The organism is Vibrio coralliilyticus ATCC BAA-450 (assembly GCF_000176135.1).
Taxonomy (GTDB): Bacteria; Pseudomonadota; Gammaproteobacteria; order Enterobacterales; family Vibrionaceae; genus Vibrio; species Vibrio coralliilyticus.
This window is the reverse complement of sequence record NZ_ACZN01000013.1, coordinates 32,149-48,321: the sequence shown is the minus strand read 5'-3', so window position 1 is coordinate 48,321 and position 16,173 is coordinate 32,149. Positions and strand designations below refer to the sequence as shown.

The window sequence follows — 16,173 nt, the reverse complement described above, 5'->3', positions numbered from 1 at the left end:
GAAACGGGGATATTAAATCAATAAATCAGATTAGACGTTGTTCATTATACGAGGGATAGTGTCGTCGCTGCGTAAAGTCATGACTTCACAGCCAGTTTTGGTGACCAGCAACGTGTGCTCGTATTGCGCTGACTTCTTGCCGTCACCGGTATAGACAGTCCAGTCATCTTCAGCGTCAACTGTGACGCCGAACTTGCCCGCGTTAATCATCGGTTCGATAGTAAAGCACATGCCTTCTTGAAGAACACGGCGATCGTTGTTCTTGTAATGAACAATCTGTGGCTCTTCGTGGAACTCATTACCGATACCATGGCCACAGAAGTCTTTTACAATAGAGAACTTATTACGTGGGTTCTTTTTGTTGTTTTCTTTAATGTACTTTTCAATCGCAGTACCGATGTCACCGACAGTTGCTCCTGGTTTTACCTTGCGCATTCCCACATACAATGCTTCTTGCGTGACCATACAGAGGCGCTTGTCAGCCGGAGACACATCGCCGACGAAAAACATCTTAGATGTGTCGCCGTGATAACCCTGCGGGCGCACGCTGAGGTCGGCATTTTCATCATTAGGAACAATGACAGTAATATCAACGTTGATGATGTCTCCGTTTTTCAAAACGGCAGGTTTCGGCTGACCGTTGCTACCCACTTCGTCTTCTGACGCTGGGATACCGTGACACACAATGTGGTTGATTGAAGTACAAATGGATTTAGGGAATCCATGGTAATCAAGAGGGGCAGAGTAAGCGCCTTTTTCGATCCCGTAGTCGTGACAAATCTGATTCAATTCATCTGTCGTTACCCCTTCTTTGATGTGAGGTTCGATCATTTCTAGGATTTCAGCGGCCAGTGCGCCTGCGATTCGCATGCGCTCGATTTCTTCAGCGGTTTTGATCTTGATTGACATCGGCTTTCTCTATTTCATTCAGTGGCACTCTATGGTGCGAATGGGCGCATTCTAGCAGGAACCGTACATAATGAGAATGATTCTTCATGTAGCTCTATACGCAAGTAGGCACTGAGAGAGCCAGTCTGTGCAATGAATAATCGTTTTTTACTAGCCATGAAGGGCAAAAATATGGTATAAAGCGCGCCGGAAATGTGGTCTGTTCTCTCTGCTTGGTGAAACCTCGCGGCGAAGCTGACGACTTCCAATTAACTTATATCTTTAAATCACACACATTCCGTCACATATTCCGGGGTGCTGGGCAGAAGCCTAGTCGGAGTTATGGGGGATGTGGAGGCCTAACCCCATAGAGGATTTTAAAATGGCAACTGTATCAATGCGCGATATGCTTAAAGCTGGTGTTCACTTCGGTCACCAGACTCGTTACTGGAACCCAAAAATGAAGCCATTCATCTTTGGTGCTCGTAACAAGGTTCATATCATCAACCTAGAAAAAACTGTACCAATGTTCAACGATGCTCTAGCTGAGCTAGCTAAAGTTGGCGAAAAGAAAGGTAAAGTTCTATTTGTAGGTACTAAGCGCGCTGCATCTGAAGCTGTTAAAGAAGCTGCTGTTGCAAGCAACCAGTTCTACGTTAACAACCGCTGGTTAGGCGGTATGCTAACAAACTACAAAACTGTTCGTCAGTCTATCAAGCGTCTAAAAGACCTAGAAGCACAGTCTCAAGACGGTACTTTTGACAAGCTAACTAAGAAAGAAGCTCTAATGCGTACTCGCGAAATGGAGAAGCTAGAGAAATCTCTTGGTGGTATCAAAGATATGGGCGGCCTACCAGACGCTCTATTCGTAATCGACGCTGATCACGAGCACATCGCAGTTAAAGAAGCAAACAACCTAGGTATCCCAGTTTACGCTGTAGTTGATACTAACTCTAACCCAGATGGCGTTGACTTCGTTATCCCTGGTAACGATGACGCAATCCGTGCGGTACAGCTATACCTAAACGCTGCTGCTTCTGCAGTAACTGAAGGTCGTAACAAAGATGTTGCTGCAGCTGCTGAAAAAGACGGTTTCGTAGAAGCTGAATAATAGCGGCTCCGCGTCACACTTGGTCTATGTGAAATCTAGTTGTCGCATAAACTAAGTTATAGTTATCAGCAGGGGCCGAAAATGTAGGCCCCTGTTTTTTACCAAATCCAGATTTAAACTGAGGAATAGAGAATGGCTGTTACTGCTGCTCTAGTTAAAGAACTGCGCGACCGTACTGGCGCAGGCATGATGGAATGTAAGAAAGCGCTAGTTGAAACTAACGGCGACGTTGAACTAGCAATCGAAAACATGCGTAAATCAGGCGCTGCGAAAGCTGCTAAGAAAGCAGGTAACGTTGCGGCTGAAGGTGCAATCATCATCAAAGAAGACAACGGTGTATCAGTTCTTCTTGAAGTTAACTGCCAAACTGACTTCGTTGCTAAAGATGCTAACTTCACTGCATTCGCAGAGAAAGTTGCAGCAGACGCTCTAGCATCTAAAGCTTCTGTTGAAGAGCTAGTTGCTAAATTCGAAGAAGAGCGTGTAGCTCTTGTTGCTAAGATCGGCGAAAACATCAACATCCGTCGCGTTCAGTACGTTGAAGGTGCTGCAATCGCTTCTTACCGTCACGGTGAGAAAATCGGTGTAGTTGTTGCTGGTGAAGGCGACGCTGAAACTCTTAAGCACGTTGCAATGCACGTAGCTGCTTCTCGTCCAGAGTACGTAAACCCAGAAGACGTACCTGCTGACGTAGTAGAGAAAGAGAAAGCTGTTCAAGTAGAAATCGCTATGAACGAAGGTAAACCAGCTGAAATCGCAGAGAAAATGGTTGTTGGCCGCATGAAGAAATTCACAGGCGAAATCTCTCTGACTGGTCAAGCTTTCGTTATGGAACCTAAGAAGTCTGTAGGCGAAATCCTGAAAGAGCGCGGTGCTTCAGTAGCTACATTCGTTCGCCTAGAAGTAGGTGAAGGTATCGATAAAGGCGAAGAAATGAGCTTCGCTGACGAAGTAGCAGCTGCTCAAAAAGGTTAATCCTTAGAGAAGCGCATAAAGTTTAGACCGTAGCCAAGGCTGCGGTCTTTTTACGACTGGCGTCTAAACGATTAACCGTGATGAATGGGCAAGAATTCAGCGCTTTTCAGAATAGAAAATGCATCTCTTGTCCATCCATGACTGTTAATCAACAACAACTCTCTTTTGGAAGGTAAACTCCATGACTACGAACCCTAAACCAGCGTATCAACGTATTCTGTTAAAACTGAGTGGTGAAGCACTTCAAGGCGAAGAAGGTTTTGGTATTGATCCTGCGATCTTGGATCGTATGGCTCAAGAAGTAAAAGAACTGGTTGAACTGGGTGTTCAGGTCGGTGTGGTTATCGGTGGTGGTAACTTGTTCCGTGGTGCAGGTCTTGCTGAAGCGGGTATGAACCGTGTTGTTGGTGACCACATGGGTATGTTAGCAACAGTAATGAATGGTTTGGCGATGCGTGATGCTTTGCACCGTGCATACGTCAATGCTCGTGTTATGTCTGCAATCCCACTAAAAGGTGTGTGTGACGATTACAACTGGGCAGACGCAATCCGTGAGTTGCGCCAAGGTCGTGTTGTTATCTTCTCAGCAGGTACAGGTAACCCATTCTTCACAACAGATTCTGCTGCATGTCTACGCGGAATTGAAATTGAAGCTGACGTAGTTCTAAAAGCGACAAAAGTTGATGGCGTATTTACGGCTGACCCGGTAGCCAACCCTGACGCAGAGCTGTATGATAACCTGAGCTACGCAGAAGTTCTTGATAAAGAACTAAAAGTGATGGATTTAGCAGCATTTACACTGGCTCGTGACCATAAAATGCCAATCCGCGTATTCAATATGAACAAACCAGGCGCACTACGTCGCGTGGTAATGGGTGAAGCAGAAGGCACTCTGATTAGTACTGCTGAATAATTCATTCAACCGTAGCGTGACTAATTCATGCTGCGGCATTGCCTTTTGAAGAATCCTGATTAGGCTTTCTTCTGAAAAGAATTACACATTAAGGTGATATTGTGATTAACGAAATCAAACAAGACGCTCAAGAGCGCATGGAAAAAAGCGTAGAAGCGCTAAAGAACAACCTTTCTAAAGTACGTACAGGTCGTGCTCATCCAAGCCTACTTTCTGGTATCTCGGTAGAGTACTACGGTGCGCCAACACCTCTAAACCAGGTCGCGAACGTAGTAGCAGAAGATGCTCGTACACTAGCAATCACAGTATTCGATAAAGAGCTAACGCCAAAAGTTGAGAAAGCGATCATGACGTCTGACCTAGGCCTAAACCCTATGTCTGCAGGTACTATCATTCGCGTTCCACTTCCACCTTTAACGGAAGAGCGTCGTAAAGATCTCGTGAAAATCGTTCGTGGCGAAGCTGAAGGTGGCCGTGTGGCTATCCGTAATATCCGTCGCGATGCGAACGGTGAACTAAAAGCGCTACTGAAAGACAAGGAAATCTCTGAAGACGAAGATCGTAAAGGTCAGGATGAGATCCAGAAAATCACTGACGCAGCTGTTAAGCAAGTCGATGAAGTATTAGCGGCAAAAGAAAAAGAGTTGATGGAAGTTTAATTCCATCTAGACTCTGGATACAGAGAACGCTGTGCTCGCAGCACAGCGTTTTTTTATGCTACTCTTTGTCCCCTGCTGGTAATCATAAATCCTTGTATGCAAAACTCTCAACTCTCACCAGAATCACTTCCTAAACATATTGCAATCATCATGGACGGCAATGGCCGCTGGGCGAAAGCACAAGGCAAACCGCGTGTATTTGGCCATAAAAATGGTGTTGCAGCCGTCAGAAAGGCGATCTCTACCTCTGCCAAGCTAGGCATTAAAGCCATTACTTTGTTTGCTTTCAGTAGTGAAAATTGGCGTCGCCCAGAAGAAGAAGTGGGTGTCTTGATGGAGCTGTTTATTACAGTTTTGTCGACAGAAGTAAAAAAACTGCACAAAAACAACCTACGTTTGCGTGTGATTGGTGACACAAGTCGATTCAATGAGCGTTTGCAAAAGAAAATTGCCCAGGCTGAAGCACTAACGGCGGATAACAGTGGGATGGTCATCAATATTGCGGCCAACTACGGTGGCAAGTGGGATATTGTTGAAGCAACTAAAGTCATCGCAGAAAAGGTATCAAAAGGTGAGCTCAGTGCTGGTGAGATTGATGAAGCGCTAATCACACAACACCTGACGATGTCAGATTTACCTGAAGTTGATTTGCTGATTCGAACGAGTGGTGAATGCCGAATCAGTAACTTTATGCTGTGGCAAATGGCTTACGCTGAGATGTATTTTACGCCAATTTACTGGCCAGAGTTCGATGAAAACAGCTTGATTGAAGCAGTGACTTGGTTTGTTAATCGAGAGAGACGATTCGGTTGTACCGGTGAACAAATCAAGGCATTGATGGAAAGCGATTAAAGGAATCAAGTTTGAAACAAAGAATTATAACCGCGCTTATCCTTGCTCCATTGGTGATACTCGGCATTTTTGAGTTATCGCTCCCCTTGTTCATGCTAGCGATTGCAGCCGTGACAGTGATTGGGTATTGGGAATGGACTCAGTTTGTTGATTATAAAACACGTCTTACCGCATTAATCCCTGGTCTTTTAGTCAGTGTTGCGACACTGACCCTGCTACCTTTTGATGCTTTGAGCCTAAATGCGGTGACTGAAGGCCACTTAGCAGTACTGCTGGCGGGTGGTGTCTGGTGGCTGGCTTCCAGCAGTTTAGCCATCACTTACCCTAACTCAGCCAAATTCTGGCAACACTCCAACGTGCTTCGTCACCTGTTTGGTATTTTGACCTTGCTCCCCTTTTTCTGGAGTGTTTTATTGCTTAGAGCGGAAGGTATCAACCAAGATACTTATCACGGAGCAAAACTCGTCCTGTTTGTATGTTTTATTGTCTGGGCAGCTGACAGTGGTGCGTACTTTGCAGGAAAGAGCTTTGGTAAGCGAAAAATGGCTCCCCATGTTAGCCCGAACAAGACCATTGAAGGTTTGATTGGTGGCATTGTTACTGCGATTGCTGTTGGTTGGGCAACGGCGAATTGGTTTGAAATTGAGTTCAGCAGCCCGGTTGCAATGGTGATGATTACGCTAGTAACCGTAGTGATATCCGTATTGGGAGATTTAGTTGAAAGCATGTTCAAGCGTGTGTCTGGTATCAAAGATAGCAGCAACATCATTCCAGGTCACGGCGGTGTACTGGACCGAATTGACAGCCTGACAGCTGCGTTTCCGGTCTTTGCTCTTCTATACTTCATATTCTAATTTATAAGGCAGGTTAGAGCCTGCCGTTATACTCTCATTGGTTTCTAGCTATGCGTAAGCTGACAATTTTAGGTGCAACCGGTTCGATAGGTGACAGCACGTTTAAAGTTATTGAACAGAACCCTCAGCACTTCTCGATTGTGGCCCTGGCTGCAGGTAATAATGTCGATAAAATGCGCCAACTTTGTCAGAAATGGCAGCCTAAATATGCAGTGATGGCCAGCGATAGTGCCGCGATGACGCTGAAAACACAGTTGCAAGAACTCAAAATTTCAACGCAAGTGTTAGCGGGTCAGGAAGCCATGTGTCATGTTTCTTCATTTGACGAAGTTGATACCGTGATGGCAGCGATTGTTGGCGCGGCAGGTTTGCTACCGACAATGGCGGCAGTCAAAGCAGGCAAGCGCATCTTACTGGCTAACAAAGAAGCTTTGGTCATGTCAGGGCAGCTATTTATCGATGCGGTGAAAGCCCACGGTGCTGAACTCATGCCTGTAGATAGTGAACACAATGCGATATTCCAATGTTTGCCAGAGTCGATTCAGACCAATCTTGGTGGTTGTGATTTAAGTGAGCATGGCATCCAACATATTTTGTTGACTGGTTCCGGCGGCCCTTTCCGTTATAGCGATATCAGCACGTTGCCAGCTGTCACACCTGAGCAAGCCATTGCCCATCCAAACTGGTCGATGGGGCCAAAAATTTCGGTTGACTCTGCCACCATGATGAACAAAGGTCTGGAGTACATTGAAGCTAAATGGTTGTTTAACACATGCCGCGAGCAGCTCAAAGTTTTGATTCATCCTCAATCCGTCATCCATTCTATGGTTCAATACAAAGATGGTTCGGTACTGGCACAAATGGGTGAACCCGATATGGCGACGCCGATTGCGCTCACACTGTCCTATCCAGAACGTGTGTCTGCAGGTGTAAAGCCTTTGGACTTCACCACTGTGGGTGAATTGACTTTCTTAGAACCCGACTTTAAACGTTACCCTTGTCTGAAACTGGCCATTGAGGCTTGTTATGAAGGGCAGCATGCAACTACTGCATTGAATGCGGCAAACGAAGTGGCGGTCGAGCATTTCCTGTCACGCCAGCTCAAATTCACTGATATTGCTGTTGTCAACGAGCGAGTGGTGGAGCAAGTTTGCTCTAACAATAATCATTCAGTTTGTGATAGCTTGGAAAGCATCTTAGAGCTGGATAAAATGGCGCGAGCGTTGGCCGTCGAAATCATTGAAGAGCGTGCATTATGACTGGGATATTGTGGAATTTCGCATCATTTATCATTGCGTTAGGTATTTTAGTTGCCGTGCATGAATATGGCCATTTCTGGGTTGCGCGCCGCTGTGGTGTCAAAGTCGAGAAGTTCTCGATTGGTTTTGGTAAATCAATCTGGAGCAAAATAGGTAAAGATGGTACTGAATACAGTATTTCAATCATCCCATTAGGTGGCTACGTTAAGATGCTCGACGGACGTGTAGATGACGTACCTGAAGAGCAGAAAAAGCACGCGTTTGATACGCAACCTTTATGGAAGCGAACTTCGATAGTAGCGGCAGGGCCTGCATTTAACTTTTTCTTTGCTGTATTTGCTTACTGGTTGGTATTCATGATTGGTGTTCCAGCGGTTAAGCCTGTGGTTGGTCAGGTTGAGCCTCATTCTATCGCTGCTGAAGCAGGTTTAGAATCTGGAATGGAACTAAAAGCCGTCTCTGGCGTCCAAACTCCGGACTGGGAATCCGTCAATATGGGATTGATTGGCCATATTGGTGATAAGCGATTAACGATGACAGTGGCACCCGCTGATGGTGTGGGTGTTGAAGAAGTTAGAACGTTTGACTTAACCAATTGGAACTTTGACCCAGAACACGAGTCTGCTATGTCAGCATTGGGTTTTAAACCTTTTACTCCTGAAATCTCAACCACACTGGTGACGATTTCTGAAGGAGGTGCTGGTGAGGCGGCAGGCTTACAAGCTGGAGATACATTGCTCGCGGCTAATGGTCAACCGATCATCAATTGGCAGCAAGTAGTTGAGCTGATTCAAGGGCACCCGAATCAAGCCATTGACTTGCAGATTGAGCGTGCTGGTGAGGTACAAAACCTCATCCTAACTCCTGATAGTCGTGAACTTGCGGATAAGCGAACGATTGGATTTGCCGGAATCGCTCCTGAAGTCGCAGAATGGCCGGAAAATTATCGCTTCGAGCTCCAATTTGGTGTATTTGAATCAGTCGGAAAAGCGGTTGAGAAAACCGGACAAATTATCGATCTAACGATCAGCATGCTTAAAAAGCTGATCGTTGGTGACGTTGGATTAAATAACCTAAGTGGACCTATTTCAATTGCGAAAGGAGCAGGGACGACCGCCGACTACGGGCTGGTATATTTCCTAGGTTTCTTAGCGTTAATTAGTGTCAACTTAGGCATCATTAACCTTGTACCATTACCTATGTTGGATGGTGGACACTTATTGTTTTTTGCTATTGAAGCAGTGATCAGACGACCAGTTCCTGAGCGCATTCAGGAAATGGGGTACCGCATTGGTGGGGCAATTATTTTCTCTCTGATGGCAGTGGCGATATTTAATGATTTTGCTCGTCTGTAACAGGGCAAAGGTTGTAGTAAGGAATAACTAAAACAAATATGGCGATGAAAAAAATTCTATTTGCAACGCTATTGGCAACGAGCGTAACTGCAAATGGTGCCGAGAACTTTGTTGTTGAAGACATACAGATTGACGGTTTACAGCGTGTCGCACTGGGTGCGGCATTGTTAAAAATGCCGGTACGCATCGGTGATACTGTCGACAACCAAGACGTGTCTGAGATCATTAAAGCGTTGTACGCGTCAGGCAATTTTGAAGACATCAAAGTGCTGCGAGATGGTAACCAGTTATTGGTTCAGGTCAAAGAGCGGCCTACGATTGCTAACATCTCCTTTTCTGGTAACAAGGCTATCAAAGAAGAGCAATTACAACAGAATCTAGACGCATCTGGTGTGCGTGTGGGTGAAGCTCTGGATCGCACAACGCTATCGAACATTGAAAAAGGTCTCGAAGACTTTTACTACAGTGTTGGTAAGTACAATGCAACGGTGAAAGCGGTCGTCACTCCTTTGCCTCGTAACCGCTCGGATCTGAAATTTGTTTTCTCTGAGGGTGTGTCGGCAAAAATCCAGCAGATTAACTTTATTGGTAATGAGGTCTTTACTGATGAAGAGTTACTAAGTCGCTTCAACCTGAATGTAGATGTCGCTTGGTGGAACTTCCTGTCTGATGATAAGTATCAGAAGCAGGTATTAGCGGGTGACATCGAAGCTCTTAAGTCTTATTACCTAGACCGTGGTTATCTCAAATTCAAAGTCGATTCAACGCAGGTAGCGATCTCCCCAGATAAGAAAGGGGTCTACATTACCCTTGCGGTGAATGAAGGCTTACCTTACACGGTTAAAGACGTGAAGTTCCGTGGCGAGCTGATTGGCAAAGAAGCGGAGTTTGAAGCTCTGGTTCCGTTTGAAAGCGGTGACGTCTATAACGGTTCCCAGGTAACAAGCTTAGAAGAAAACGTGAAACGTGTTCTTGGTGAAGCTGGTTACGCGTACCCTCAGGTTCGTACTATTCCAGAATTTGATGATGAGACTCAACAGGTCTCTCTCGTGGTTAACGTTGAAGCTGGTAAGCGTATCTATGTGCGTGATATCCGCTTTGTCGGTAACAACGCTACTAAAGACGAAGTCTTACGTCGTGAAATGCGTCAGATGGAAGGCAGCTGGCTTAACTCAAAATCGATTGAAACCGGTAAGAACCGCCTTAATCGTCTAGGGTACTTTGAAACAGTAGACGTCCAAACTGTTCGTGTGCCGGGTAGCGAAGATCAAGTTGATCTCGTCTATAACGTTAAAGAAGCGAACTCAGGCAGCGTAAACTTTGGTATCGGCTACGGTACAGAGTCTGGTGTGAGTTTCCAGGTTGGTTTACAGCAAGATAACTTCTTAGGTTCAGGTAATCGCGTGGGCGTCAGCGCAATGATGAACGACTACCAGAAAAACGTGAGCCTTGATTACCGTGACCCATACTGGAACCTTGATGGTGTCAGTTTGGGCGGTAAGATTTTCTACAACACTTTTGAAGCTTCTGAAGCGGGTATCGTTGACTATACCAATGAAAGTTACGGAACCAGTTTGACATGGGGTTTCCCAGTTAACGAGCTGAACAGTCTAGAGTTTGGTATCGGATATACGCACAATAAGATTGGTAACGTCCCTACTTACGATCAGGCTCAATTATTTGCTCAGAGTATTGGTCAACCTGAAGGCGATATCATTACCAACGATTTTGATTTGAATATCTCTTGGACACGCAACAATCTGAACCGTGGTTTCTTCCCAACTGCCGGTAACTATCAGCGTGCATTTGCCAAAGCAACCATTCCAAGCTCGGACGCACAGTACTTCAAAGTTCAGTATGATGTACGTCAATACGTGCCAATTACTAAGAAGCACGAGTTTACTCTCTTGATGCGTGGTCGTTTAGGTTACGGTAACGGCTATGGTCAAACAGATGGTAACGATAACCTGTTCCCATTCTATGAAAACTACTATGCGGGTGGCTTTACTTCATTACGCGGCTTCCGCTCTAACTCAGCCGGTCCTAAAGCGGTGTATACCACCAATAATGGCAGCTGTGGTAACAACGGCTGTGTGAATGCTACCGATGATTCTGTGGGTGGTAACGCGATTGCGCTGGCGAGCATGGAGCTTATTGTACCGACGCCATTTGCTTCGGATGAAGCGCGTAGTCAGATTCGCACCAGTTTATTTGTCGATGCGGCTAGTGTCTGGGATACAGAGTTTGCTTATAACTCAGCCTATCAAGGTACGCAGTACTACGAAGATTACTCTGATCCAACCAATTACCGTGCATCTTATGGTGCCGCACTGCAATGGATGTCTCCAATGGGGCCATTGGTCTTCTCTATTGCGAAACCAATTAAAATTTACGAAGGTGATGACGAAGAATTCTTCACTTTCACTATCGGCAGAACCTTCTAAATACAGAGGAATATACAGTGAACAAAATGATTAAAGCGGCTGGTCTTAGCCTTGTTGTAATGTCGTCTTCATTCTTTGCTAATGCAGCAGAAGCCGCGCAGAAAATTGGCTATATCAATACAGCTCAAGTTTTCCAAGCACTTCCTCAACGTGAAGTCGTACTGCAAAAAATGCAGGAAGAGTTCAAAGATAAAGCCGATGAACTGAAATCTATTCAGGCTGAAGCTAAAACAAAAATTGAAAAATTGCAGCGTGATGGCGAGTTGTTAGGCCAAGAAGAAGTTGAAAAGCTGCGCGTTGAAGTTGCTCAGCTTGACAGCAAATACAAAATCAAAGCTCAAGCCCTAGAAAAAGCTTCAGCTCGCCGTGAAGCGCAAGAAAAACAGAAACTGTTCAAAGTAATTCAGGAAGCTGTTAAGAAAGTGGCAGAGAAAGAAGGCTACGACATCGTTGTCGATATTCAGACAATGCAATACGGTAAGCCAGAATACAATATCTCTGAACAAGTTATTAACTCACTGAAATAATTGGCTATGACAGCAATTACACTAGCCGAATTGGCTTCAATTACTGGCGGGAAACTACATGGTGATGCCGATGCAGTCGTGACCATGGTAGCCCCTATGGATAGAGCGATGGAAGGCCATGTTACTTTCCTATCTAATCCTAAATACGCTAAGCACCTTGGTGAATGTCAGGCGACTGTCGTAATGGTTAAGGATGCGCAGCGTGAGTTGTGCACTGGTAATGTTTTGGTGGTTGACGATCCTTACATCGCTTTTGCTAAAGTGACACAAGCTTTGGATACCACGCCACTACCGGCCAATGAGATAGCACCTTCCGCGGTTATCGCCGATGATGTTCAGCTTGGTAACAATGTTTCCATTGGTGCAAACGCTGTGATTGAGTCGGGTGTTCAACTAGCTGACAACGTCGTGATTGGCGCTGGCTGTTTTATTGGTAAAAAGGCTCAAATTGGTGCAAATACCAAATTGTGGTCGAATATCAGTATCTATCACGATGTTGTGATTGGTTCTGATTGTCTTATCCAAGCGAACACAGTTATTGGCGCAGATGGGTTTGGGTATGCGAATGACAAAGGTGAGTGGGTTAAAATCCCTCAACTGGGTACTGTGCGCATTGGCAATCGTGTTGAAATTGGCTCTTGTACAACGATAGACCCGTGGTGCTTTAGATGATACTGTGATTGAAGACAATGTGATCATTGACAACCAAATGCAGATCGCTCACAACGTACACATCGGATATGGTTCAGCTTTAGCTGGTGGTACGATTGTCGCTGGTAGTACTACAATCGGCAAATACTGCATTATCGGTGGTGGTACTGTTATCAATGGCCATATCGAAATTGTCGATGGCGTTACTATTACCGGTATGGGAATGGTCATGCGCGGCATTAAAGAAAAGGGCATGTACTCTTCCGGTATCCCACTGCAGCCAAATAAAGAGTGGCGTAAAACTGCAACTCGGGTTCATCGAATTGATGAGATGAACAAGCGTCTTAAGGCGGTTGAAAAACAGCTGGATCAGGGTGAAGACACTTAATCTGATTCTGAATAAAAAGACTCGCGATGTGCGGGTCTTTTTTTCTGACTGATTATGTGGACTCAATACAACAACATCGCAGTGCGTACTTAGCATATTGGGATGACTTGGGTATAATGCCTGCCAGTTAATTTAGCATTCAAGATAGGAATATGACTTTGACTACTGAAAACAAAACGATGAACATCACTGAAATCCAGGAACTGTTACCACATCGCTACCCATTCTTGCTGATCGATCGTGTTATCGATTTCCAAGAAGAAAAATACCTTAAGGCGATCAAAAACGTTTCAGTGAATGAGCCTCAGTTTACAGGTCATTTCCCTCAACTGCCGGTTTTTCCAGGTGTTCTAATCTTGGAAGCGATGGCTCAGGCTACGGGTCTTCTAGCATTTAAATCGTTTGGTGCGCCTTCTGAAAACGAGCTGTACTACTTTGCAAGTGTTGACGGAGCAAAGTTCCGCAAACCAGTAACGCCAGGCGATCAACTGGTTATTGAAGTAGAATTCATTAAAGAGCGTCGTGGTATTGCAGCATTTAACGGTGTTGCGAAAGTAGACGGCGAAGTTGTGTGTTCTGCAGAGCTTAAGTGTGCTCGTCGAGAGTTTTAATATGATTCATGAAACAGCTCAGGTGCATCCTTCTTCAGTGATTGAAGGAGATGTGAAAATTGCCGCTAACGTGACTGTCGGCCCTTTTACCTATATTTCAGGCAACGTTGAAATTGGTGAAGGTACAGAAATCATGTCGCACGTGGTTATTAAAGGCCATACCACGATTGGTAAAGATAACCGTATTTTCCCGCATGCCGTGATTGGTGAAGAAAACCAAGATAAGAAATACGGTGGTGAAGATACAACAGTTGTTATTGGCGACCGAAATGTGATTCGTGAAGCAGTGCAGATCCACCGTGGTACCGTGCAAGACAAAGCGACAACGGTCATTGGTGATGACAATTTACTGTGTGTTAATGCACACATTGCTCACGATGTAATTGTTGGTAACCACACTCACGTTGGCAACAACGCTATCTTAGGTGGCCATGTGACAGTTGAAGATCATGCCGGTGTGATGGCATTGTCTGCAATTCATCCTTTCTGTAAAGTGGGGGCATTCAGCTATATCGGTGGCTGTTCAGCGGTAGTGAAAGATGTCCCGCCATATGTGCTTGCTCAAGGTAACCATGCGACACCATTTGGGTTGAATTTAGTGGGCTTGCAGCGTAATGGCTTTGAAAAGAGTGAACTGCGCGCATTACGCAACGCTTATAAAGAATTCTACCGAGCGGGTAAAACACAGGCTGAGGCCAAAGAAGTTTTGCTGGAAATGGCACAACAGTGGCCGTCCATTAAGCACTTTATTGATTTCGTAGAAAGTTCAGAGCGTGGCGTTATTCGCTAACTGTTACTGAATCTAAATTGAAAAGATCGCGGCCTTAGGTTGCGGTCTTTTTGTGTTTTTGAGGTTAGGGATTATGGATAACAAAAAGCCACTTCGCGTTGGTATCATTGCTGGGGAGTTATCTGGCGATACTTTAGGTGAAGGTTTTATCAAAGCCGTTAAGCAACAGTATCCAGACGCAGAGTTCGTGGGTATTGGTGGCCCGAAAATGATCGCTCAGGGCTGTGAATCTCTGTTTGATATGGAAGAACTTGCGGTTATGGGGCTTATTGAAGTGCTAGGCAGGCTCCCTCGCTTACTGAAAGTCAAAGCTGAGTTAGTTCGCTATTTCACCGAAAATCCACCGGATGTCTTTGTCGGAATTGATGCACCAGACTTTAATCTGCGCCTTGAACTTGACCTTAAAAAAGCGGGAATCAAAACCGTGCATTATGTCAGCCCTTCCGTATGGGCATGGCGTCAAAAACGGATTTTTAAAATTGAAGCAGCCACTAATTTGGTGTTGGCTTTTCTGCCATTTGAAAAAGCGTTTTATGATAAATACCAGGTGCCATGCGAATTTATTGGCCATACCTTAGCCGATGCGATTCCTCTAGAGTCTCCAAAAGCGCCGGCCCGTGAGCTGCTAGGTCTCGAGCAGGAGAAAAAGTGGCTCGCTGTTTTACCGGGGAGTCGTGGTAGTGAACTAAAAATGCTGGCTGCCCCTTTTATTGAAACGTGTCGTCGTTTGCATCATAAATATCCGGATCTAGGCTTTGTCGTCGCCTTGGTCAATCAAAAACGCCGTGAGCAATTTGAACAAGTTTGGCAGGAACTGGCTCCAGAATTGGATTTCAAATTGGTCAATGATACTGCCCGAAATGTGATCACTGCTTCTGATGCGGTAATGCTGGCATCGGGTACTGTAGCATTGGAGTGTATGCTGATTAAGCGACCAATGGTGGTAGGTTACCGGGTGAATGCTGTGACTGCGTTTATTGCTCGCAAAATGCTCAAAACTGAATACGTTTCTCTCCCTAATATTCTTGCTGAACAAGAGCTGGTCAAAGAGTTGTTGCAAGAAGACTGCACGCCTGAAAACTTAGAGATCGAAGTTGAAAAGCTGCTTGGTGAACAAGGGCAGTGCATGATTGAGAAGTTCACAGAAATGCATCACTGGATTCGAAAAGATGCAGATAAACAAGCCGCCAAAGCCGTATTGAACCTGATAGGTAAATAGCCATCATGACAAAAGAAAAAAAAGAACTGCCACCATTTGAATACCCACAAGGGTACCGCTTGATTGCCGGTGTTGATGAAGTGGGGCGTGGCCCGTTGGTCGGTGATGTGGTGACTGCGGCCGTGATTTTGGATCCGAATAACCCTATCGAAGGTCTCAATGATTCAAAAAAATTGACTGAGAAGAAGAGACTCGCATTACTGCCAGAGATTAAAGAGAAAGCACTCGCTTGGTCTGTCGGGCGCTGCTCTCCGGAGGAAATTGATCAGCTCAATATTCTCCAAGCGACCATGGTCGCGATGCAACGAGCGATAGAAGGGCTGGAGGTGGCGCCTGACTTTGCACTCATCGACGGAAACCGCGTACCTCAACTCAATATGGATGCTCAGGCGGTGGTCAAAGGTGATATGCGCGTCGCAGAGATCAGTGCAGCTTCGATTATTGCTAAGGTTGTGCGCGATCAAGAGATGGAAGAGCTCGACAAGCTTCATCCTCAATTTGGTTTTGCAAAGCATAAAGGCTATCCAACCAAAGCCCATTTTGAGGCCATTGAGCAACATGGTGTGATTGATCAGCATCGTAAGAGCTTCAAGCCAGTCAAAAAAGCCTTGGGTTTAGATTAGAAACCCTTACTGACTGGGGTATATCTAAGATTTTATATCACGTAAAATACCCCA

The 16,173-nt window shown here is 45.3% G+C and carries 15 protein-coding genes and 1 pseudogene; 15 read left to right on the top strand and 1 reads right to left on the bottom strand.

All coding sequences use genetic code 11. From position 1 onward, the window contains the following. Positions 1–30: 30 nt before the first annotated feature. Positions 31–909 carry a type I methionyl aminopeptidase gene (gene map, locus VIC_RS03645; protein WP_006957913.1) on the bottom strand — a complete coding sequence of 293 codons (879 nt, stop codon included), beginning with the start codon at positions 907–909 and terminating at the stop codon, positions 31–33. Between the two features lie 361 nt (positions 910–1,270). Between map and rpsB the strand changes: the two genes are divergently transcribed. The 15 genes and pseudogenes from rpsB to rnhB all read left to right on the top strand — a co-directional run bounded on the left by rpsB (position 1,271) and on the right by rnhB (position 16,119). Further along, positions 1,271–1,999, top strand: a complete 729-nt coding sequence (gene rpsB / locus VIC_RS03640) for a 30S ribosomal protein S2 (RefSeq protein WP_006957912.1) — start codon at positions 1,271–1,273, stop codon at positions 1,997–1,999. A gap of 132 nt (positions 2,000–2,131) precedes the next feature. Beyond that, positions 2,132–2,974: a translation elongation factor Ts gene (gene tsf / locus VIC_RS03635; protein WP_006957911.1), complete on the top strand. Its 843-nt coding sequence runs from the start codon at positions 2,132–2,134 to the stop codon at positions 2,972–2,974. Between the two features lie 181 nt (positions 2,975–3,155). Then, positions 3,156–3,887, top strand: coding sequence for a UMP kinase (gene pyrH / locus VIC_RS03630; protein WP_006957910.1), 732 nt, complete (start codon positions 3,156–3,158; stop codon positions 3,885–3,887). A 101-nt stretch (positions 3,888–3,988) separates the two neighbouring features. Further along, complete coding sequence (gene frr, locus VIC_RS03625; protein WP_006957909.1) at positions 3,989–4,546, top strand: ribosome recycling factor; 558 nt, start codon at positions 3,989–3,991, stop codon at positions 4,544–4,546. A 96-nt stretch (positions 4,547–4,642) separates the two neighbouring features. Further along, complete coding sequence (locus VIC_RS03620) at positions 4,643–5,398, top strand: isoprenyl transferase (RefSeq protein WP_006957908.1); 756 nt, start codon at positions 4,643–4,645, stop codon at positions 5,396–5,398. A gap of 11 nt (positions 5,399–5,409) precedes the next feature. Then, entirely contained in the window at positions 5,410–6,252 is an 843-nt protein-coding gene (locus tag VIC_RS03615) for a phosphatidate cytidylyltransferase (RefSeq protein WP_006957907.1), read from the top strand. A 50-nt stretch (positions 6,253–6,302) separates the two neighbouring features. Then, positions 6,303–7,511 carry a 1-deoxy-D-xylulose-5-phosphate reductoisomerase gene (ispC, locus tag VIC_RS03610; protein WP_006957906.1) on the top strand — a complete coding sequence of 403 codons (1,209 nt, stop codon included), beginning with the start codon at positions 6,303–6,305 and terminating at the stop codon, positions 7,509–7,511. After that, positions 7,508–8,866 (top strand): sigma E protease regulator RseP, encoded by a 1,359-nt coding sequence (gene rseP / locus VIC_RS03605; protein WP_006957905.1) that lies wholly within the window; start codon positions 7,508–7,510, stop codon positions 8,864–8,866. Before ispC ends, rseP begins: the two co-directional genes overlap by 4 nt. A 38-nt stretch (positions 8,867–8,904) precedes the next feature. Beyond that, positions 8,905–11,310, top strand: coding sequence for an outer membrane protein assembly factor BamA (gene bamA / locus VIC_RS03600; RefSeq protein WP_006957904.1), 2,406 nt, complete (start codon positions 8,905–8,907; stop codon positions 11,308–11,310). Between the two features lie 26 nt (positions 11,311–11,336). After that, the gene (locus VIC_RS03595; RefSeq protein WP_171366175.1) at positions 11,337–11,837 is read left to right on the top strand and encodes an OmpH family outer membrane protein; all 501 of its coding nucleotides are present in this window, start codon (positions 11,337–11,339) and stop codon (positions 11,835–11,837) included. 6 nt (positions 11,838–11,843) lie between these two features. After that, positions 11,844–12,876, top strand: a pseudogene (gene lpxD / locus VIC_RS03590) (UDP-3-O-(3-hydroxymyristoyl)glucosamine N-acyltransferase). 158 nt (positions 12,877–13,034) lie between these two features. Beyond that, positions 13,035–13,487 carry a 3-hydroxyacyl-ACP dehydratase FabZ gene (fabZ, locus tag VIC_RS03585; RefSeq protein WP_006957902.1) on the top strand — a complete coding sequence of 151 codons (453 nt, stop codon included), beginning with the start codon at positions 13,035–13,037 and terminating at the stop codon, positions 13,485–13,487. Between the two features lies 1 nt (position 13,488). Then, the gene (gene lpxA, locus VIC_RS03580; RefSeq protein WP_006957901.1) at positions 13,489–14,277 is read left to right on the top strand and encodes an acyl-ACP--UDP-N-acetylglucosamine O-acyltransferase; all 789 of its coding nucleotides are present in this window, start codon (positions 13,489–13,491) and stop codon (positions 14,275–14,277) included. 73 nt (positions 14,278–14,350) lie between these two features. Next, complete coding sequence (lpxB, locus tag VIC_RS03575; RefSeq protein WP_006957900.1) at positions 14,351–15,496, top strand: lipid-A-disaccharide synthase; 1,146 nt, start codon at positions 14,351–14,353, stop codon at positions 15,494–15,496. A 2-nt stretch (positions 15,497–15,498) separates the two neighbouring features. Further along, entirely contained in the window at positions 15,499–16,119 is a 621-nt protein-coding gene (gene rnhB, locus VIC_RS03570; RefSeq protein ID WP_171340005.1) for a ribonuclease HII, read from the top strand. Positions 16,120–16,173 lie beyond the last annotated feature (54 nt).